This window comes from Bradyrhizobium sp. CCBAU 11434, assembly GCF_028128895.1.
GTDB classification, from domain to species: domain Bacteria; phylum Pseudomonadota; class Alphaproteobacteria; order Rhizobiales; family Xanthobacteraceae; genus Bradyrhizobium; species Bradyrhizobium zhengyangense.
In genome coordinates, this window is sequence record NZ_LBJX01000100.1 from 334,238 (window position 1) to 353,133 (window position 18,896).

Annotated in this window: 17 protein-coding genes; 7 read left to right on the forward strand and 10 right to left on the reverse strand. The window is 63.6% G+C overall.

Annotation, left to right across the window (positions count from 1 at the left end):
• Positions 1 to 17: 17 nt before the first annotated feature.
• Positions 18 to 1,151: a nitronate monooxygenase gene (locus tag XI06_RS33955; RefSeq protein ID WP_237889600.1), complete on the reverse strand. Its 1,134-nt coding sequence runs from the start codon at positions 1,149 to 1,151 to the stop codon at positions 18 to 20.
• Between the two features lie 314 nt (positions 1,152 to 1,465).
• On the opposite strand from XI06_RS33955, the gene yghU reads away from it, so the two are divergent.
• On the forward strand, positions 1,466 to 2,338 hold the full coding sequence (gene yghU / locus XI06_RS33960; protein ID WP_271607308.1) for a glutathione-dependent disulfide-bond oxidoreductase: 873 nt from the start codon (positions 1,466 to 1,468) through the stop codon (positions 2,336 to 2,338).
• A 48-nt stretch (positions 2,339 to 2,386) separates the two neighbouring features.
• On the opposite strand, the gene XI06_RS43615 is transcribed toward yghU, so the two are convergent.
• The 5 genes from XI06_RS43615 to XI06_RS33990 all read right to left on the reverse strand — a co-directional run bounded on the left by XI06_RS43615 (position 2,387) and on the right by XI06_RS33990 (position 6,652).
• Positions 2,387 to 3,112 (reverse strand): N-acetyltransferase, encoded by a 726-nt coding sequence (locus XI06_RS43615; protein WP_333909385.1) that lies wholly within the window; start codon positions 3,110 to 3,112, stop codon positions 2,387 to 2,389.
• 20 nt (positions 3,113 to 3,132) lie between these two features.
• The gene (locus XI06_RS33975; protein WP_237889601.1) at positions 3,133 to 3,750 is read right to left on the reverse strand and encodes a flavin reductase family protein; all 618 of its coding nucleotides are present in this window, start codon (positions 3,748 to 3,750) and stop codon (positions 3,133 to 3,135) included.
• 59 nt (positions 3,751 to 3,809) lie between these two features.
• A complete protein-coding gene (locus XI06_RS33980) occupies positions 3,810 to 5,087 on the reverse strand; it encodes an acyl-CoA dehydrogenase family protein (RefSeq protein WP_237863740.1) in 1,278 nt (425 codons plus the stop codon).
• 290 nt (positions 5,088 to 5,377) lie between these two features.
• Complete coding sequence (locus XI06_RS33985; RefSeq protein ID WP_237863741.1) at positions 5,378 to 5,758, reverse strand: VOC family protein; 381 nt, start codon at positions 5,756 to 5,758, stop codon at positions 5,378 to 5,380.
• A gap of 114 nt (positions 5,759 to 5,872) precedes the next feature.
• Positions 5,873 to 6,652: an SDR family NAD(P)-dependent oxidoreductase gene (locus XI06_RS33990; protein WP_237870616.1), complete on the reverse strand. Its 780-nt coding sequence runs from the start codon at positions 6,650 to 6,652 to the stop codon at positions 5,873 to 5,875.
• A gap of 180 nt (positions 6,653 to 6,832) precedes the next feature.
• Between XI06_RS33990 and XI06_RS33995 the strand changes: the two genes are divergently transcribed.
• From XI06_RS33995 to XI06_RS34005, 3 genes are read left to right on the forward strand one after another with little or no spacing between them, the layout of a single operon-like run.
• Positions 6,833 to 7,621: an enoyl-CoA hydratase/isomerase gene (locus tag XI06_RS33995; protein ID WP_237870618.1), complete on the forward strand. Its 789-nt coding sequence runs from the start codon at positions 6,833 to 6,835 to the stop codon at positions 7,619 to 7,621.
• Complete coding sequence (locus XI06_RS34000; RefSeq protein WP_237863744.1) at positions 7,618 to 8,604, forward strand: phosphotransferase family protein; 987 nt, start codon at positions 7,618 to 7,620, stop codon at positions 8,602 to 8,604. The genes XI06_RS33995 and XI06_RS34000 overlap by 4 nt, the downstream gene beginning before the upstream one ends.
• A gap of 3 nt (positions 8,605 to 8,607) precedes the next feature.
• Entirely contained in the window at positions 8,608 to 8,985 is a 378-nt protein-coding gene (locus XI06_RS34005) for a DUF6285 domain-containing protein (RefSeq protein ID WP_237870620.1), read from the forward strand.
• A 164-nt stretch (positions 8,986 to 9,149) separates the two neighbouring features.
• Here the strand turns inward: XI06_RS34005 and XI06_RS34010 are convergent, their stop codons facing one another.
• Positions 9,150 to 9,929 (reverse strand): enoyl-CoA hydratase-related protein, encoded by a 780-nt coding sequence (locus tag XI06_RS34010; RefSeq protein WP_237863746.1) that lies wholly within the window; start codon positions 9,927 to 9,929, stop codon positions 9,150 to 9,152.
• A 212-nt stretch (positions 9,930 to 10,141) separates the two neighbouring features.
• On the opposite strand from XI06_RS34010, the gene XI06_RS34015 reads away from it, so the two are divergent.
• Positions 10,142 to 11,416 carry an acyl-CoA dehydrogenase family protein gene (locus tag XI06_RS34015; RefSeq protein WP_237863747.1) on the forward strand — a complete coding sequence of 425 codons (1,275 nt, stop codon included), beginning with the start codon at positions 10,142 to 10,144 and terminating at the stop codon, positions 11,414 to 11,416.
• Positions 11,417 to 11,531: 115 nt separating this feature from the next.
• Here XI06_RS34015 and XI06_RS34020 read toward each other — a convergent pair whose 3' ends face one another.
• Positions 11,532 to 13,109 (reverse strand): fatty acid--CoA ligase, encoded by a 1,578-nt coding sequence (locus tag XI06_RS34020; protein WP_237863748.1) that lies wholly within the window; start codon positions 13,107 to 13,109, stop codon positions 11,532 to 11,534.
• Positions 13,110 to 13,226: 117 nt separating this feature from the next.
• A complete protein-coding gene (locus tag XI06_RS34025; protein WP_237863749.1) occupies positions 13,227 to 14,099 on the reverse strand; it encodes an SDR family oxidoreductase in 873 nt (290 codons plus the stop codon).
• A 104-nt stretch (positions 14,100 to 14,203) separates the two neighbouring features.
• Here XI06_RS34025 and XI06_RS34030 point away from each other — a divergent pair, with 104 nt between their 5' ends.
• Both XI06_RS34030 and XI06_RS34035 read left to right on the forward strand, forming a co-directional pair.
• Complete coding sequence (locus XI06_RS34030) at positions 14,204 to 15,013, forward strand: crotonase/enoyl-CoA hydratase family protein (protein ID WP_237863750.1); 810 nt, start codon at positions 14,204 to 14,206, stop codon at positions 15,011 to 15,013.
• 161 nt (positions 15,014 to 15,174) lie between these two features.
• On the forward strand, positions 15,175 to 16,719 hold the full coding sequence (locus XI06_RS34035; RefSeq protein WP_271607309.1) for an acyl-CoA synthetase: 1,545 nt from the start codon (positions 15,175 to 15,177) through the stop codon (positions 16,717 to 16,719).
• A 44-nt stretch (positions 16,720 to 16,763) separates the two neighbouring features.
• Here XI06_RS34035 and glgX read toward each other — a convergent pair whose 3' ends face one another.
• The gene (gene glgX / locus XI06_RS34040; RefSeq protein WP_271607310.1) at positions 16,764 to 18,881 is read right to left on the reverse strand and encodes a glycogen debranching protein GlgX; all 2,118 of its coding nucleotides are present in this window, start codon (positions 18,879 to 18,881) and stop codon (positions 16,764 to 16,766) included.
• Positions 18,882 to 18,896 lie beyond the last annotated feature (15 nt).

Below are 18,896 nucleotides of genomic sequence, written 5' to 3' on the forward strand. Positions count from 1 at the left end.
GGGCCACACACAACATGCTACTCCGCCACCAGCGCATTCATGTGCTCGACGGCTTCGGCGAACTCTTCCTTGAATTCCTGCACCACGGCGCCCGCGGACTTCACGCTGTCGATCAATCCGACGCCCTGGCCGACGAAGTAGCTGACAAGGTCGCGCGCCTTGGCGTTGCCGGCCGCGGCGGCACGGTCGATGGCGTTGAAGGCGTCGCGGCTGATGATGCTCTGAAGCGGCATCGGCAGGGCGCCCGGGCTTTCGGGTGCGCGGTCCCAGGCATCGGTCCAGACCGAGCGAAGCTGCCGCGCCGGCTTGCCGGTGCGGCCCTTCGAGCGGATCGCATCGCGCGACGAGGCCGCGATCATCTTCTCGCGAAAGATCTCGCTGGTCTCGGACTCGACCGTCGCCAGCCACACCGAGCCGGTCCACGCGCCAGCCGCGCCCATCGCCATGCAGGCCGCCATCTGCCTGCCGGTCATGATGCCGCCGGCCGCAAGCACCGGCACGTCGCGGATCTCCTTGATCGCTTTGATCACTTCGGGCACCAGCACCATGGTCGAAACCTCGCCGCAATGGCCACCGGCCTCGGTGCCTTGCACGACGAGGATATCGACACCGGCCGCGACCTGGCGCAGCGCGTGCTCCTTGGCGCCGACGAGGGCGGCAACCGGCACGTTATGCTTCCTGCCCATCTCGATCATCGCCTTCGGGGGCACGCCGAGCGCATTCGCGATCAACCGTATCGGATGATTGAAGGAGACTTTTAACAGCTCTAGCGCGGTCTCGGCATCGAAGGGTTGCGGCCGGTCGCCGTCCACCTCTGATGTCGTCAGCTCGATATCGTATTTCTTCAGGAGGTCGCGCGTGTAGGCGCGGTGCTGCTGCGGCACGCGCGCTTCCAGGCTCTTCCAGGTGACGTGCTTCTCGCCTGCGGTGGAGATGTTTTCCGGGATCAGCACGTCGATGCCATAGGGTTTGCCGTCGACGTGATCGTCGATCCATTTCAGCTCGCGTTCGAGCGTATCGGGCGTATGCACAGTGGCGCCCAGCACGCCGAAGCCGCCGGCGCGGCTGACCGCGGCAACGACGTCGCGGCAATGGCTGAAGGCGAGCAGCGGGAACTCGATCCCCAGCATGTCGCAGATCGGCGATTTCATGGTCTTCTCCCGGCGGCTTTGGCGTTGCTCTTCGTTTTGCCCTGCGGGGGCCGCTCGACGCCAGCCCTTCGTTGCGGATGATGCCACGCCGGATTCGGGCAAGCATCTTGCGCGCAGGCGTTGCGTCGTGGACGAACCATTCTGATCCGGAAGATGTCGGCCGTGTGGGCCAGATCATCAGGGGCGCAGGCTGGCGACAGCCAGACTGCATGACGCCGGCCTGAGGCCCGCGTGGGGCGCAGAGCCGGTGGGGCTTGCCATCGGCCGTTCGCGGGCTAATTAATGCAGGCGCATCTTTCCGCCGGAGCACCCGCATGACCGATACCCCTTACGTGCCGCCGAAAGTCTGGACCTGGAACAAGGAGAATGGCGGCCAATTCGCCAGCATCAACCGGCCGATCGCTGGCCCCACCCACGACAAGGAGTTGCCGGTCGGCAAGCATCCCTTCCAGCTCTACTCCCTGGCGACGCCGAACGGGGTGAAGGTCACGGTGATGCTGGAGGAGCTCCTGGCACTCGGCCACAAGGGCGCCGAATACGATGCCTGGCTCATCAAGATCGGAAATGGCGACCAGTTCGGCAGCGGCTTCGTCGAGATCAATCCGAATTCGAAAATTCCGGCGCTGATGGACCGCTCCGGCCCCGAGCCGATCCGCATCTTCGAGTCCGGCTCGATCCTGTTCTACCTCGCCGAGAAGTTCGGCGCCTTCCTGCCCAAGGATATCAAGGCCCGCACCGAGGCGATGTCCTGGCTGTTCTGGCAGATGGGCAGCGCGCCGTATCTCGGCGGCGGCTTTGGCCATTTCTACGCCTACGCGCCGTTCAAGATCGAGTACGCGATCGATCGCTTCGCGATGGAGGTCAAGCGCCAGCTCGACGTGCTCGACCGGCGCCTTGCCGACAACGAATATCTCGCGGGCAAGGAGTATACGATCGCGGACATGGCCGTGTGGCCCTGGTACGGGGCGCTCGCCAAGGGGCTGGTCTATGGCGCCGGCGAGTTCCTGTCCGTGCAGGACTACAAGAACGTGCAGCGCTGGACCGATCAGATCGCGCAGCGCCCGGCCGTGAAGCGCGGCCGCATGGTCAACCGCGTCTCCGGCGATCCCGCCAGCCAGCTCCACGAGCGCCACGACGCATCCGATTTCGAGACCAAGACGCAGGACAAGGTCGCGCCCGCGACGTAGCAGATCTCGTCCTTTGCCTCGCCCCGCAAGCGGGGCGAGGATGCACCATCAATCCGGTAACATCTCCCCGGATCCACCCAGCTCCGCCGGCAGATCGGCGTATTTCGGCAGGCCATCCCTCACCGATACCATCTTGCTCGCGTAGTTCGCATGCAGGGTTGGCTGGTGCTGGTAGCCCTTCAAGAGATTGGCATAGACGTCGATCAGCCGCATGCGCGGGTGCTCGGTCATGACATGGCCGCCGCAGCGCCTGCAGAATTTACGATAGGAATGCTCGGTCCTGTTGAAGGTCCCGAGCTCCGCTTCTCCTGTGGTGATGCGGACGCTGTCCGACTTCCAAAGGCTGAAGGCATTGATCGGTGCGGCCGACCAGGCCTGGCAATCGGCGCAGTGGCAATAGCCGGCGAAGACCGGCTTGCCCGTAACCTCGACCTCAACGGCGCCGCAGAAACAACCAGCACGGTAGCTTGCGACCGGCTGCTCATGCGCGTCCTCGCCCTCGGCAAGAAGATCGTTGTAGCCAGGATTCTTGCTCATGAAATTGCGGATGAAGTCGCATTCGACGGACAGCTTGCGTCCCTGTGCACGCACCGCCTCAAGCGTGGCGCGGCCGAGCCTGGAGCCGACGCCGCGGCCGCCGAGCTCGGGCGGCACCTCGGTGTGCGCCAGCGTGATCGCGCCGTCACTCTTGCGGTAGGTGACGAAGGCAGCGAGCCCGTCGACATCGAGCTCGAACCGGCTGCGCTCCTCGTTGTCGTGAAAGGGTTCCGGCATCGTCTCGCCCCCTGTGTCAGCTATTTTCCCTTCGTACCTTCAGCCGCCGGAAACACCACGCGGTCGTCGGTGCGACAATAGCGGTCGGCGAACATGCGGCCGATCGGGTGATAGCGGTCCATATGCACCCGCATCGCCTTGTCGTCCCAGAGCTCGTCGCGGATGTGGAAGTGGATGCCTTCACCCAAGATCAGGCGGCGATCGTCATTGACGTCGATCATCTTCCAGAGCTTGCATTCCATCGCCCAGGGCGTATCGGCCAGCCGCGGTACGGCAATCTTGCTTGAGGGCGCAAGTTTCAAGCCGAGATAGTCGGGCTCGCCGACCTCGGGCGGGAAGTCGCCGCTGCTCTCGTGCATGGCCCTGGCGAGCGGCTCGTCGGCGATGTTCACCACGAACTCGCCGGTCTTCTGGATGTTGCGGAAGGTGTCTTTGTCCTGGCCGTTCGGCTTGCGGTTCGCCGCAAACATGCACAGCGGCGGATCCTCGCAGAAGGCGTTGAAGAAACTGAACGGGGCTGCGTTGACGACGCCGGTGGGTCCGACCGAGGTCACCCACGCGATCGGCCGCGGCAGGATGAAGGAGGTCAGCACCTTGTAGCACTCGCGTGGCGTCAGGTCGCTGGCGGCATAATCCATGGTGGCCCCGATGAGATTCTTCCCCTCTTTCCCAAGCGCGAAGCGGGGAAACAATCAACCTACGCCATGCTCAACTCATGCCGTCCGACCACCATCCAGTGCACCTCGTCCGGACCATCGGCGAAGCGCAGGTGGCGGACGTCCTGGTACATCTCGGCGAGCGGGGTCCAGTGCGAGATGCCGGTGGCGCCATGCATCTGGATTGCCTGATCGATGATCTTGCAGGCGCGCTCGGGCACCATGGCCTTGACCATGGAGACCCAGACACGGGCCTCCTTGTTGCCGAGCACGTCCATCGCCTTGGCGGCCTTCAGCACCATCAGCCGCATCGCCTCGATCTCGCAGCGCGCCTGCGCGATGATCTGCATGTTGCCGCCGAGATGGGCGATCTTCTTGCCGAAGGCTTCGCGGGTGAGGCCCCGCTGCACCATGAGATCGAGCGCCTTCTCGGCCTTGCCGATGGTGCGCATGCAGTGATGGATGCGGCCCGGCCCGAGGCGAAGCTGCGAGATCTCGAAGCCGCGGCCTTCGCCGAGCAGCATGTTCTCTTTCGGCACGCGCACATTGTTGAAGCGCATGTGCATGTGGCCGCGCGGCGCGTGGTCCTGCCCGAACACGTACATGGGCCCGAGCACCTCGACGCCGGGCGTGTCGCGCGGCACCAGGATCTGTGACTGCTGCTTGCTCGGCGCTGCATCCGGATTGGTCTTCACCATCACGATCAGGATCTTGCAGCGGGGGTCGCCGAGGCCGGAGATATAATACTTCTCGCCGTTGATCACCCATTCATCGCCGACGAGCTTTGCGGTCGTCGAGATGTTCTTGGCGTCGGAGGAAGCAACATTCGGCTCGGTCATGACATAGGCGGAGCGGATTTCGCCATTGAGCAGCGGCTTCAGCCACTTCTCCTTCTGCTCCTTGGTGCCGACGCGCTCCAGCACTTCCATATTGCCGGTGTCGGGCGCCGAGCAATTCATGGTCTCGGACGCGAGCGGGCTCTTGCCGAGCTCGGCGGCGATATAGGCGTAGTCGAGATTCTTCAGGCCCTGGCCGGTCTCGTCATCGGGCAGGAAGAAATTCCAGAGGCCTTCCTTCTTGGCCTTGTTCTTGGCGGCCTCGAGCACCTCGAGCTGCTTCGGCGTAAAACTCCAGCGATCCTCTTTGCCTTCGCCGGCCTTGGCGAACTCGATCGACATCGGCTCGACCGTCTCGCGGATGAACTTCTTGACGTGATCGTAGAGCGGCCGGACCTGATCGGACATCCTGAGGTCATTGAGCTCATCGCCCGGGTTGAGCGCATAGTTGGTGGTGCGGGGAATGTAGGTGTGCTTTGTCATTGTTCCTCCCGGAGGCGCTGAGATCGTGTTGGCCGGGAGAATAGTCGCAGCGCAGCGAAAGTGCGAGCGGGTATTTTTCCGCGCGAGCCATGCCATGCGATGGAATTTCGCGGGACGTTTGAAATGTTGTTTGAATGACGGCAGGGACGTGACGTGGATAGAGCACGGACCGGCGCCCAGGATCCCGTCATTGCGAGCGCAGCGAAGCAATCCAGAATCTTACCGCGGCGGCAGTCTGGATTGCTTCGTCGCAAGTGCTCCTCGCAATGACGAGCAGAGTACGGCACGCCTCAGCTCGGCATCCGATGCATCGCGCAGATCTTGTTGCCGTCGAGGTCGCGCAAATAGGCGAGATAGAGCTTGTTCCCCGCGCCCTCGCGGATGCCGGGTGGATTCTCGATCGGCGTTCCGCCAGCGGCGACACCGGCGGCGTGCCACTTGTCGACCTGCTCGGGTGAGTTGGCGGCAAAGCCGATGGTGCCGCCGTTCGCGCAGGTCGCCGGCTCGCCGTTGATCGGCTTGGTCACCGAGAACACACCAGTCTTGGTGAAGTAGAAGATGCGATGGCCGTCGACCTTGGCCGGGCGTACCTCGAGCGTGCTGAGCAGGTTGTCGTAGAACGCCTTGGCCTTGTCGAGGTCGTTGGTGCCGATCATGATGTGCGAGAACATTTGCCCATTCCCCTCAGAGTTGTAGCCCGGATGGAGCGCCGCGCAATCCGGGTCTTGCTTGCTTTTTGGAAGTCCCGGATTGCGGGGGGGGGGGGGGGGGGGGGGGGGGGGATCTCAAAACGCCGTATAGCCGCCGTCGATCACGAACGTATCCGCGGTGTGATACGACGACGCCTTGCTCATCAGATACACGGCGATGCCGCCGAAATCGCTGGCCTCGCCGAATCGCCGCATCGGAATCCGCGGCATCACGTTGGCGACGAATTTTTCGTTGGCCATGATGCCCGCCGTCATGTCGCTCTTGATCCAGCCGGGCAGGATCGCATTCGCGGTGACGCCGTGGCGGGCGAGCTCGACGCCGAGCGCGCGCACCAGCGCGTTGATGGCGGCTTTCGTCGCGGCATAATGTTCGTTGCGCGCGGTGCCGAAGATCGAGGCGAGGCTCGAGGTGGCGACCAGCCGGCCGAAGGGATCGCCCGCATTGGCGCGATCGGTCATGTGCTTCGCGGCCGCCTGGAAGGCGTGGAACACGCCGTCGAGATTGGTCGCAAACATCGTGCGCCATTCCTCTTCGGTTCGTTCGATGAATGACCTGCGGCCACCGCCGCCGATGCCGGCGTTGGCGAAGCAGCCGTCGACCCGGCCAAACGTGTCGAGCGTCGCCTTCATCGCGGCATTGACTGACGCGGCATCCGTGACGTCGCAGACGCGGCTGTCGACCTTGCCCGACAGTCCTGCCATGCTCGCGGCAGCGGCCTTGTTCTTGTCAGCATTGCGGCCCCAGATCGAGACGTTGCAGCCCTGGCCCGCGAGCGCCTGCGCGATGCCGAGCCCGATGCCGCCATTGCCGCCGGTGATCACGGCGACGCGGCCAGTGAGGTCGAAAAGATTCATGGCGCGTTTCCTGTTTTTGGCAAGACGTCTTGGGTATGCGGCGCATCAGCCGCTGCGCGCAAGATTGCTTGCTATGCTGCGATCACCATGGACAAGACCGCGCCAAAAATCAAATATGCGCCCCGGCAATGCTAATTCCGGTCTGCGAAACTGACGCCGGCCGCAACTGACGAGGAAACGATGCAGTTCAAACACGTCACGCTCGAATTCGATGGCTCGGTCGCGATCCTCAAGCTCGACCATCAGGAGGTGATGAACGCGGTCTCTGTGGATATGCTGGGCGGTCTTTCCGAGGCGCTCGACGCGATCGAGGAGAAGAAGGACGAGGTGCGCTGTGTCGTGCTGACCGGCGCAGGCCGAGCGTTCTGCACGGGTGCGAATCTGCAGGGCCGCAACAACCAGTCGAAGAAGACCAAGGCCGGCCTGACGCTGGAGACCGGCTTTCATCCGTTCCTGCGCCGTATCCGCAATCTGCATTGTCCGATCGTCACCGCGGTCAACGGCCCGGCCGCGGGTGCCGGCATGAGCTTTGCGCTGCTCGGCGACATGATCTTGTGCGCGCGTTCCTCCTATTTCCTGCAAGCCTTCCGGCGCATCGGCCTCGTGCCGGATTGTGGCTCGACCTGGCTGTTGCCGCGTCTGATCGGCAAGGCGCGCTCGATCGAGTTGTCGTTGATGGGCGAGCGGCTCCCGGCCGAGAAGGCGCTGGAATGGGGCCTCGTCAATCGCGTCTATGATGACGGCGTGCTGATGGAAGAGGCGATGAAGCTCGCACGCGAGCTTGCCAGCGGCCCGACGGTCGCACTGTCGCTGATCCGCAAGCTCTATTGGGACAGCCCGGAAAACTCCTTCGAGGAGCAGCTCAATCTCGAATTCCAGTGCCAGCTCCGCGCCGGCGATACGCAGGATTTCCGCGAGGGCGTCGGCGCGTTCCTGGAGAAGCGGCCCGCGCAGTTCAAAGGCAAATGATCGAGACGGAGCTTTCCCGCAGCGTTCAGCGCTGGTGTCGAGGTGCGACCGGCGTCACCGGCGCGGCAAAACTGTCCGGTGGTGCCAGCCAGGAGACCTGGCGTTTCGATATCACGCATCCCGACGGCCCGATCGGTGCAATTCTGCGCCGCTCGCCGAAGGGCTATGGCGCGGCGCCGACGCGGGCCGCGGGGCTCGCGGCCGAAGCGCAGCTGATGCAACTAGCCTTCGAGGCTGGCGTGCCGTCGCCGCGCGTGATGCATGTGTTGACGCCGGATGACGATCTCGGCACCGGCTTCATCATGCAGCGGGTCGAGGGCGAGACCATCGCCCGCAAGATTCTTCGCGATGACGAATTCGCCGCAGCGCGGCCACTGCTCGCGCGGCAGATCGGCGGCGTGCTTGCGGGCCTGCACCAACTGCCGCAGGACAAGCTGCCCGAGCTGCGCAGCAGGTCGGCGACGCAGGAGATCTCCGAGTTCGATCGCGACTATCGCAGCCTGAACTGGCCAAAGCCCGTGTTCGAGCTTGCACTGCGCTGGCTGCGCGACCATGATCCCGGCCCATCGACTGAAGTGACGCTGGTGCACGGCGATTTCCGCAACGGCAATCTCATCATCGGCGCCGACGGCGTCCGTGCCGTGCTGGACTGGGAGCTCGCTCATCTCGGCGATCCCATGGAGGATCTCGGCTGGGTCTGCGTGAACTCCTGGCGCTTTGGCGAGATCGACAAGCCCGTCGGCGGCTTTGGCTCACGCGAAGAGCTCTTTGCCGGCTACGAGGCTGCCGGCCGCAAGGTCGATGCAGCGCGCGTCAAGTTCTGGGAAGTGATGGGGACGCTACGCTGGGGCATCATGTGCGGCGGCATGATGCAGCGCTTCCGCGAGGGGCCGGACCATTCCATGGAGCGCGCCATGATCGGGCGCCGTGCATCCGAGACCGAGATCGATCTCTTACGGCTGCTCGCGCCGCGGGGAGGATAGGCAATGCAGGACGAACCGACCCCGATCGAGCTGACCAAGGCGGTCGCCGATTTCCTCCGCAGCGACATCACGCCGCTGATCTCGGGCCATCAGGCGTTCAAGCTGCGGGTGGCGATCAACATCCTCGATCTTGTCACGCGGCAACTGACACAGGAGGAGGGCAGTGATGCGAGGGAAGTGGAACGGCTGCGTGCGCTGCTCGGTGTCGAGGGCTCGGTGACGGAGCTGAACCGCGCTCTCGCGGAGCGTATCGCCAGGGGCGAGGTCGATCTCGCAACGCCGGGGCTGGCCGAGCATCTGTGGGCGACCACGATGGACAAGCTTGCGGTCGATCAGCCGAATTACGCGTCTTACAAGCGAGAGCTATCGCGAGGCGGCTAGGCGGCGCCATATTCTCAGCTGTCATCGCCCGCGAAAGCGGGCGATCCAGTATTCCAGAGGCCGCAGTGAGATACGGAGAAGGCGCGGCGTACTGGATGCCCCGGTCAAGCCGGGGCATGACACCGGTGATGTTGGACGCACTCAGGTTACGGCGGTGAGACCGCCTATCTCCCCACCCACTTCGGTGGCCGCTTCTCCGAAAACGCCTTCGGGCCTTCGATGTAATCCTGCGAGGCCACCATCGCCTTCACGGCCGGATATTCGCGCTGCTCCTCGATCGCTTGCTCCAGCGATACCGCAAGCCCCTTCCGGATGGTTTGCTTCGAAGCGCGGATCGACATCGGCGAGTTCTTGGTAATCATCTCCGCCCAGCGCAGCGCGCCGGCGAGTGCCTCGCCCTGCGGGACCACCTCGTTGACGAAGCCGAGCTCATGGCCTTCCTTGGCGCTGACATGGCGCGCGGTGAGGATCATGCCCATGGCGCGCTTCAGGCCGATCTGGCGCGGCAAGCGGTGCAGGCCGCCGGCAAGTGCGGCAAGGCCGACGCGCGGCTCGGGCAGGGCGAAGGTTGCGTTCTCCGAGGCGATGATGAGGTCGCAGGCCAGCGCTATTTCGAAGCCGCCGCCCATGGCGACGCCATTGACCGCGGCGATGATCGGCTTGTCACAGTCGAAGCGAGAGGTAAGGCCGGCAAAGCCTCCCTTGTCCCAGCCACGCTTGCCGCCCGCGGCCTGCCACTTCAAATCGTTGCCGGCGCAGAACGCCTTGTCGCCGGCGCCGGTGACGACCGCGACCCACTGCTCGGGGTCGGCGGCGAAATCGTCAAAAACCTTGTTGAGTTCGAAATGCGCATCGATGTGCAGCGCGTTGTAGACCTCAGGTCGCGACAGCGTGATGATCGTGACCGGTCCCTTGCGTTCCACCTTTGAGAATTTCAGCTCCATCGTGCGCTCCCGCATTTTCTCGTAAAGGAATATTGGCGTCATACTACCGCGCGTCAGCGTCACAACACCATCGAATTGCGGGGGTGCGCCTTGCGCTTCTCACGCGCCTGGGCTCGCTTGACTTGCGCGCGCTCTTCTCACCTTAATCGTGTGAAGCAGAAACGCGCCTAGCGCCTTAACGCAAAACGATAAAATCAGCCCGGGAGAGCACCGTGGATTTCTCATTGCCTGTCGATCTCGTCGCCTATCTCGGAGAGCTCGATCGTTTCATCGAGCGCGAGATCAAGCCGCTGGAACAGGCCGACGACAACATTCGCTTCTTCGATCACCGCCGCGAATGGGCGCGCACCGATTTCGAGAATGGCGGCCTGCCGCGGCATGAATGGGAAGCGCTGCTGCGCAAGGCAAAGGATCTCGCAGATGCCGCCGGTCATTTGCGCTTCCCGGTGCCCAAGCAATATGGCGGCAAGGACGGCTCCAATCTCTGGATGGCCGTGATCCGCGAGCATTTTGCGGCGAAGGGCCTCGGCCTGCACAACGACCTCCAGAACGAGCACTCGATCGTCGGCAATTTTCCTGTCGTCACCATGCTCGACCGCTACGGCCGCGACGATCAGAAGGCGATGATCGACGGCTCGATCAAGGGCAAGTATCGCATCACCTTTGGCCTCACCGAGCCGCATCACGGCTCCGACGCGACCCACATGGAAACGCGGGCGGTGCCTGTCGTCAGAGACAACGTCAAGGGCTGGATCATCAACGGCGAGAAGATGTGGACGACCGGCATGCACGTCGCCACGCATTGCGCGCTGTTCGCGCGCACGTCGGGCAATGACGGCGATGCCCGCGGCATCACCTGCTTCCTGGTGCCGGCCAAGAGCCACGGCGTGAAGGTCGAGGAATATATGTGGACCTTCAACATGCCGACCGACCATCCGCGCGTCAGCTTTACGGATGTGTTCGTGCCTGAGGATGCGCAGTTCGGCGAAGTCGGCCGCGGCCTGTCGCTGGCGCAATGCTTCGTGCATCAGAACCGCATCCGCCAGGCGGCGAGCTCGCTGGGCGCGGCCGTCTACTGCATCAACGAGAGCGTCAAATACGCACGCGAGCGAAAGCCGTTCGGCAAGGCGCTCGCCGAGAACCAGGCGATTCAGTTCCCGCTGGTCGAGCTTGCCACGCAAGCCGAGATGCTGCGTCTGTTGATCCGCAAGACCGCCTGGGAGATGGACCAGCTTACCGAGGAGCAGATCGAGCGCACGCTCTCGGACCGCGTCTCGATGTGCAACTACTGGGCAAACCGCCTCTGCTGCGAATCCGCCGACCGCGCCATGCAGGTCCACGGCGGCATGGGCTATTCACGCCACAAGCCGTTCGAGCATATCTACCGCCACCACCGCCGCTACCGCATCACCGAAGGCAGCGAGGAGATCCAGATGCGCAAGGTGGCGGGGTTCTTGTTCGGGTATATGGGGCCCGGGAAGCACTGAAGCTTGCACCGGTCCCGCAGGGTGGGCAAAGCGAAGCGTGCCCACCACTCGCCATTGCGGAGAGAGATGGTGGGCACGGCGCTTCGCGCCTTTGCCCACCCTACGGCACCGTGGATCAATTTACCCTTCTATCCTTCCCCGCCCAATATGGCTCGCGCAATTGCCGCCGCAGGATCTTGCCTGATGGATTCCTCGGCAATGCCGGCAGAAACTCCACGCTCTTCGGCGTCTTGAATCCGGCGATGCGTTCGCGGGTGAAGTTGATGATGTCGGTGGCGGTTGCCTCTTTGCCTGGCTTCATCACCACGACGGCCTTCACCGCCTCGCCCCATTTATCGTCCGGCACGCCGATCACGGCGGCTTCCGCGACGTCAGGATGATCGCACAGCGCGCTCTCCACTTCGGCGGGATAGATGTTCTCGCCGCCGGAGATGATCATGTCCTTGATGCGGTCGTGGATGTAGAGGTAGCCGTCCTCATCCATGTAGCCGGCGTCGCCCGTGCGCAGCCAGCCGTCACCGCGCAATGTTGAGGCGGTCGCCTCTGGCAGATTCCAGTAGCCGGCCATGTTGGAGCCCGAGCGCGTCGCGATCTCGCCGACCTGGCGCGGCGGCAGCGGTTTGCCGTCAGCATCCAAAATCGCGATCTCGACGCCCGGCAGCGCCTTGCCGGCCGAGCGCATCCGCTCGAGCCCCTCGACGTGATCCTCCGGCGGCAGCGCAACGATGGTGCCGGTCGTTTCGGTCATGCCGTACATCTGCACGAAGCCGCATTTGAAGACCTCGATGCATTCCTTCAGCCGCGCCGCTGGAATCGGCGAGGCGCCGTACAGCATGTATTTCAGCCTGGAGAAATCGACTGTCTTGGCGCGTGGCTGCCGCACCACGAACTGCATAGCAGCCGGCACCATGAAGAGTTTCGTAATGCCCGACTGCTCGAAGAAGTCCAGCACCTTGGTCGGATCGAACTCGCGCGCGATGACGCCGCGGGCGCCGTGATAGAGCCCCATCACGCCCCAGCCTGAGCCGCCGATATGGAAGATCGGCATCGCGACCAGTGACACGTCGTCCGTCGACCACCGGTTCCACTCCGGCTTGTCCTCGGCATTGCCTGTCTGCACGAGGTTGAGGAAGTTCGCGTGGCTCAGCATCGCGCCCTTCGGCTTGCCTGTGGTGCCTGACGTATAAAGCTGGATCGCGATGTCCTTGGTATCGATCGGCACCTTCGGATCGTCGCCGTTCTGTGCATCGCGCCACGCGGCAAAATCCTGCCATTCCGGTGCGCCGCCCTCGGTGGTGATGATAGTGCGTACGCCGGGAAGCTGGTCCTTGATCTGGCGGACCTGGGTGATGAACTCCGGCCCGACGAACAGTACGGGCGCCTTGCAGTCGGCGACGATAAAGGCGACCTCGGGTCCGGCGAGACGCCAGTTCACCGGCGCCATCACGACGCCGGCCTTCATCGCGCCCATCAGCAGCTCGAAGTAGAGGTCGCTGTTCTTGCCGAGATAGGCGATGCGGTCGCCCTTCTTTACGCCCATCGCTACAAGCGCGTTGGCGACCTTATTGGTCTTGATATCGAACTCGGCAAAGCTGGTGACGCGGCCCTCGAACTCGTAGGCAGTGGCGTTGCCGCGGCTCATCGCGCGCTCGCGCACCATGTCGGCGAGGTTCGCCAATGGCTGTGTAGACATGTCTCTCCCGTGGTGTTTTGTCTTTATGCGGGGAGTTTGGCGTTATCGGCGGGTGAAGACAAGATGGGGGCCCCGCTGTCGTCCTGGCTTTTGCCAGGACGACAGCGGAGAGAGCAGCTACCCCCGCTTCGCCCGGTCCTTCTCGTTCTGCGCCATGATGCTCTCGCGTGCGGTCTTCCAGTCGTCGTCGCTCCAGTCGCGCAGCTGGTAGAAATTGCCGCCCATCGCCAGCGCCTGGGCGCCGTCCATGGCGATGGTCTCACCGGTGATCCAGTTGCAGCCGCCGGAGATCAGGAACACGGCGAGGTTCTGCAGTTCCTCCATGGTGCCGACGCGGCCCATCGGATTCATTGCCTTGGTGCGCGCGCCGGCCTCGTCGCCGGGCTTGATGCGCTTGCTCATGCCCTCGGTCGGGATCTCGCCCGGCGCGATGGTGTTGAGGCGGATGCCGTAGCGGCCCCATTCGGTCGCCAGCGACATCGTCATGGCGTGGATCGCCGACTTGCTCATCGCCGACGGCACCACATAGGGCGAGCCGTTGCGCACCCAGGTCACGGTGATCGAGACGACGTTGCCCGGCTGCTTCAACGCGATCCAGCGCTTGCCGACCGCCTGGGTCACGTAGAACGTGCCGTGCATGACGATGTTGGCGACGGCATCGAAGCCGCGCGGCGAGAGCTCTTCCGTGCGCGAGATGAAATTGCCGGCGGCGTTGTTGATGAGATCGGTCAGCGGCGCCTCGCGAAAGATGTTATCGATCATCTCCTCGACCGCCAGCGCGTTGCGGATGTCGACACCATGGCTGGTGACGCGGCCGCCATACTCACCCATCAGCTCGATCGCGGTCTCGTCGCAGACGATCTTGCGGCGTCCGCAGATGTGCACCTCGGCGCCGAGCTCGAGGAAGCGAGCCGCCATCGATTTGCCGAGCCCTGTGCCGCCGCCGGTCACGAGAATGCGCCGCCCAGCCAGAAGATTTTCCTTGAACATGGCTGTTTCTCCCGTACGGATTGTCAGTTAATTGGTCGATTGACTAAATCCGGCCGTCAGCTTTCTGTAAAGCGGCACCGAACAAGAACAGGGAGAATTCATCCATGGAAGAGCGCGTCTCTATCTCGATCTCGGAAGGCGTCGCCGACGTGCGCCTGGTGCGCGCGGACAAGATGAATGCACTCGATCAGGCCATGTTCGAGGCCCTTGTTGCGGCAACCGAGCGTCTTTCGAAGGAAAAAGGCGTGCGCGTCGTCGTGCTGTCGGGTGAAGGCCGCGCCTTCTGCGCCGGTCTCGACATGGGGCGTTTCGCCGCCATGAAGGAGAAGGGCGGCAACGGAATTCCGGGTGGCGAAAATCGCGATCTCGCCAAGCGCACGCATGGCCAGGCCAACTTCCCGCAACAAGCGGTGTGGGGCTGGCGCCAGCTTCCGGTTCCCGTGATCGCGGCCGTGCACGGCGTTGCCTTCGGCGGCGGCTTTCAGCTCTCGCTCGGCGCCGACATGCGTTTCCTTAGCCCCGATGCGCGGATGTCGGTGATGGAAATCAAATGGGGACTCGTGCCTGACATGGCGGGCACGCCGATCCTGGCGAGCCTCGTGCGCGACGACATCCTGCGCGATCTCACCTACACGGGGCGCATCTTCTCCGCGCAGGAGGCGATGGCTTACGGCCTCGCCACCCGCATCTGCGATGATCCGCGCGCTGCGGCGCTCGAAGTCGCGCGCGAGATCGCCGGCAAGAGCCCCGATGCGATCCGTGCCGCGAAGCGGCTGCTGAACAATCTCTCGGTCGATCCGGGGCCGGCGCTGCTTGCGGAGTCGATCGAGCAGCAGAAGCTGATCGGCAGCCCGAACCAGACCGAAGCGGTGCGCTCCAATCTGGAGAAGCGCGCAGCGAAGTATGCGGATTAAGTTCGTCATTCCGGGATGCGCCGTAGGCGCAGGCCCGGAATCCATCGGGCCGCACGGTCCGCTGTGAAATGGATTCCGGGTTCGATGCTGCGCATCGCCCCGGAATGACTGCCTGAATAGCAGTTGCCTCTCTCAACCCGACGAAAGATCGGACAACAAAAATGAGCGAAACGTCCAACTTCCTCGGCATCGTCTCCGGTGAGCGCCGCCGCACCCACGCCGAAGTCGCTGATCGCGCCGACCGCGTCGCCTCCGGCCTCGCCAAGATCGGTGTCAAGCAAGGCGATTGCGTCTGCATGTTGATGCGCAACGACATCGCCTTCCTCGAGGCCGCCTACGCCGCGATGCGGCTGGGCGCCTATGGCGTGCCGATCAACTGGCACTTCAAGCCGGAGGAGATCAATTACATCCTCAGCGACACCGGCACCTCCGTGCTGATCGGACATGCCGACATGCTGCACGCTTTGCGTGACGCGATTCCGAGAGGCGTCACCGTTCTCAGCGTGCCGACGCCGCCGGAAATCCTGAAGACCTACAAGATCGATCCCGATCACCTTGAGACGCCGGACTTCGCGATCGATTTCGAATTCTGGCTCGCGCAATTCCAGCCCTATGACGGCCCGGTCGTGCCGCAGCCGATGAACATGATCTACACGTCAGGCACGACAGGTCATCCCAAGGGCGTGCGGCGCAATGCGCCGACGCCGGAACAGCAGGCCGCCGGCGAGCGCATGCGGGCGATGATCTACGGCTTGAAGCCCGGTGCCCGCGCCATCCTGCCGGGTCCGCTCTATCACTCCGCGCCGAACTCGTTCGGCATCCGCTCCGGCAAGCTCGGCGGCGCACTGGTCTTGATGCCGCGCTTCGAGGCGGAAGAGTTTCTGGAGCTGATCGAGCGCTACAAAATCGATACCATCTTCATGGTGCCGACCATGTTCATCCGCCTGATGAAGCTGCCGGAGGAGACCCGCAAGAAGTACGACGTCTCCTCGCTGCGCCATATCATTCACGCCGCAGCGCCCTGTCCGGCCGACGTCAAGCGCGCCATGATCGAATGGTGGGGGCCGGTGATCTATGAATTCTACGGCTCGACTGAATCGAGTGCCGTGACCTTCGCGACATCAGACGATGCGCTGAAGAAGCCGGGTACGGTCGGCAAGATCTCGCCCGGCGCCGAGCTGCGCTTCATCGGCGACGACGGAAGCGTGCTCGGCGTCGGCGAAATCGGCGAGATCTATTCCCGCATGCGTGAAATGGCCGACTTCACCTATCACAACAAGCCGGAGAAGCGCGCCGAGATCGACCGCGACGGTTTCATCACCTCGGGCGACGTCGGCTACATCGACGAAGACGGCTATGTCTTCATCTGCGACCGCAAGCGCGACATGGTGATATCGGGCGGCGTGAACATCTATCCGGCCGAGATCGAGTCGGTGCTGCACGCCGTCCCGGGCGTGCATGATTGCGCCGTGTTCGGCATCCCCGATGCCGAGTTCGGCGAGGCGCTGATGGCGGTGGTCGAGCCCCAACCTGACGTCACGCTCGGTGTCGCCGACATCCGTGCGCGACTGAAGGGCTCGCTCGCCGACTACAAGGTGCCGAAGCATATCGAGATCCGCTCGGGCCTGCCGCGCGAGGACTCCGGAAAAATCTTCAAGCGCCGCCTGCGCGATCCCTATTGGGAGCAGGCGGGGCGGAAGATCTGAAGGCCGTGTCCCCGGGATGGAGCCAAGCTCTAAAACGCTATGCCCTAGACCAGCTCCCCGCCAACGAACAGCAGGAACGACCGGCCCGGCACCTTGTAGACGCTGTCGAACTCGAACCGCGCGCCGGATGCGCCATCGGCGGCATTGGTGTCGAGCAGCAGTGACCAGCACGGTCCGGCCGTGGTGTGCGGCAGCTTGAAGTCGACCTCGCCCTCATAGCTGTTGAGGATGATGAGCACGCTGTCGTCCTCGCCATGGCGCGGGATGGCTGTTTTGCGTGCCCGGCCGTCGAGCATGGCGCCGAAGCATTTCAGCCAGCCGTTTTCCCATTCGTCGCTCGACATCTCGCTGCCATTGGCATTGACCCAGACGACGTCGCGGATGTCGAGCTGCGCGTCATGTGCGCCGGTGAGGAAGCGGCTGCGGCGCAGGATCGGATAGTCGCGTCTCAGCTGGATCACCCGCTTGGTGAAGTCGAGCAGCTTTTGCGCGTCCTCGCCCATGTTCCAGTCGAACCAGGAGATATCGCTGTCCTGGCAATAGGCGTTGTTGTTGCCCTGTTGGGTCCGGCCAAACTCGTCGCCGCCGAGCAGCATCGGCGTTCCCTGCGAGAGCAGCAGCGTTGCCAGCATGTTTCGCTTCTGCCGCTCGCGCAGCGCAATGACATCCTTGTTGTCGGTCGGGCCTTCGACGCCGCAGTTCCAGGAGCGGTTGCTGGAGTTGCCGTCGCGGTTGCCCTCGCCATTGGCTTCGTTGTGCTTGTCGTTGTAGCTCGCCCAATCGTTCAGCGTGAAGCCGTCATGAGCCGTGATGAAGTTGACGCTGGCCCATGAGCGCCGGCCGCCCCAGCGGCCGAAGATGTCGCCCGAGCCAAGCAGCCGCGAGGCCAGCGCGGACGGCGGCGCCTCGCCGCGCCAATAATCGCGTACCGTGTCGCGATATTTGTCGTTCCACTCGGCCCAGCCGGGCGGGAAGCCGCCGACCTGATAGCCGCCGGGTCCGCAGTCCCAGGGCTCGGCGATCAACTTGACGGTCGAGAGCAGCGGATCCTGATCCATCGCCTTCAGGAATCCGCTCTGCTCGTCGAAGCCGTAGACCTCGCGCGCGAGAATGGTGCCGAGATCGAAGCGGAAGCCGTCGATATGCATATGGCCGGCCCAGTAGCGCAAGCTGTCCATCACCATCTGGATCACGCGCGGATGGGACAGGTTGACGGTGTTTCCGGTACCGGTGTCGTTGATGTAATAGCGCTTCCGGTCGGGCAGGAGGCGATAATAGCTCGCATTGTCGATGCCCTTGAAGGACAGCGTCGGCCCGAGCTCGTTGCCTTCGGCGGTGTGGTTGTAGACGACGTCGAGGAACACCTCGAGCCCGGCGCCGTGCAGCTTCGAGACCATCTCCTTGAACTCGCGCAGGCTGTTCGGCACGTCCGATGCATAGCGAGGGTCGGGCGCGAAGAAGCCGATGGTGTTGTAGCCCCAGTAATTGACCAGGTTCTTCTTCAGAAGATTGTCGTCGTTGATGAAGGAATGGACCGGCAGCAGCTCGATCGAGGTCACGCCGAGCGATGTCAGATGCGCGATCATTTCGGGCGCCGCGAAGCCGGCATAGGTGCCGCGCAGGTTTTCCGGCACGGCAGGATGCTTCTTGGTGAAACCCTTGACGTGGGTCTCGTAGACGATGGTCTCGTCCCAATGAACGTTCTGACGGGCCGCCTCGGCCTGCCAGTCGAAATCAGGATCGACCACGACGCATTTCGGCATGAACGGCGCGCTGTCGCGTTCGTCGAAGGTCGTGTCGTCGCCGGTCTCCATGATGTAGCCGAACACCGCCGGATTCCAGGTCAAGCTCCCGGCATGGGCGCGGGCATAGGGATCGAGCAGCAGCTTGTTGGGATTGAAGCGGTGACCGGCGTCGGGTTGATAGGGCCCATAGACGCGGTAGCCGTAAAAGGTGCCGGGGCCGACGCCGGCGATATAGCCGTGGAAGACCTGGTCGGTATATTCCGGCAGCTCGAAGCGATGCGTCTCGCGATCGCCGTCGTAGAAGCAGACTTCCACCTTGGTGGCGTTGGCTGAAAACACCGCGAAATTGGTGCCGTTGCCGCTCCAATGGGCACCCAGCGGATAAGGCAGGCCTTCCTCGATGACGAAATCGGACATTGAAGCCCCCAGCCA

Excerpts from the sequence above, each read along its gene's own strand:
- XI06_RS33955 (WP_237889600.1), bottom strand. The coding sequence starts at position 1,151 with ATGAAATCGCCGATCTGCGACATGCTGGGGATCGAGTTCCCGCTGCTC.
- yghU (WP_271607308.1), top strand. The coding sequence starts at position 1,466 with ATGACCGATACCCCTTACGTGCCGCCGAAAGTCTGGACCTGGAACAAG.
- XI06_RS43615 (WP_333909385.1), bottom strand. The coding sequence starts at position 3,112 with ATGCCGGAACCCTTTCACGACAACGAGGAGCGCAGCCGGTTCGAGCTC.
- XI06_RS33975 (WP_237889601.1), bottom strand. The coding sequence starts at position 3,750 with ATGGATTATGCCGCCAGCGACCTGACGCCACGCGAGTGCTACAAGGTG.
- XI06_RS33980 (WP_237863740.1), bottom strand. The coding sequence starts at position 5,087 with ATGACAAAGCACACCTACATTCCCCGCACCACCAACTATGCGCTCAAC.
- XI06_RS33985 (WP_237863741.1), bottom strand. The coding sequence starts at position 5,758 with ATGTTCTCGCACATCATGATCGGCACCAACGACCTCGACAAGGCCAAG.
- XI06_RS33990 (WP_237870616.1), bottom strand. The coding sequence starts at position 6,652 with ATGAATCTTTTCGACCTCACTGGCCGCGTCGCCGTGATCACCGGCGGC.
- XI06_RS33995 (WP_237870618.1), top strand. The coding sequence starts at position 6,833 with ATGCAGTTCAAACACGTCACGCTCGAATTCGATGGCTCGGTCGCGATC.
- XI06_RS34000 (WP_237863744.1), top strand. The coding sequence starts at position 7,618 with ATGATCGAGACGGAGCTTTCCCGCAGCGTTCAGCGCTGGTGTCGAGGT.
- XI06_RS34005 (WP_237870620.1), top strand. The coding sequence starts at position 8,608 with ATGCAGGACGAACCGACCCCGATCGAGCTGACCAAGGCGGTCGCCGAT.
- XI06_RS34010 (WP_237863746.1), bottom strand. The coding sequence starts at position 9,929 with ATGGAGCTGAAATTCTCAAAGGTGGAACGCAAGGGACCGGTCACGATC.
- XI06_RS34020 (WP_237863748.1), bottom strand. The coding sequence starts at position 13,109 with ATGTCTACACAGCCATTGGCGAACCTCGCCGACATGGTGCGCGAGCGC.
- XI06_RS34025 (WP_237863749.1), bottom strand. The coding sequence starts at position 14,099 with ATGTTCAAGGAAAATCTTCTGGCTGGGCGGCGCATTCTCGTGACCGGC.
- XI06_RS34030 (WP_237863750.1), top strand. The coding sequence starts at position 14,204 with ATGGAAGAGCGCGTCTCTATCTCGATCTCGGAAGGCGTCGCCGACGTG.
- XI06_RS34035 (WP_271607309.1), top strand. The coding sequence starts at position 15,175 with ATGAGCGAAACGTCCAACTTCCTCGGCATCGTCTCCGGTGAGCGCCGC.
- glgX (WP_271607310.1), bottom strand. The coding sequence starts at position 18,881 with ATGTCCGATTTCGTCATCGAGGAAGGCCTGCCTTATCCGCTGGGTGCC.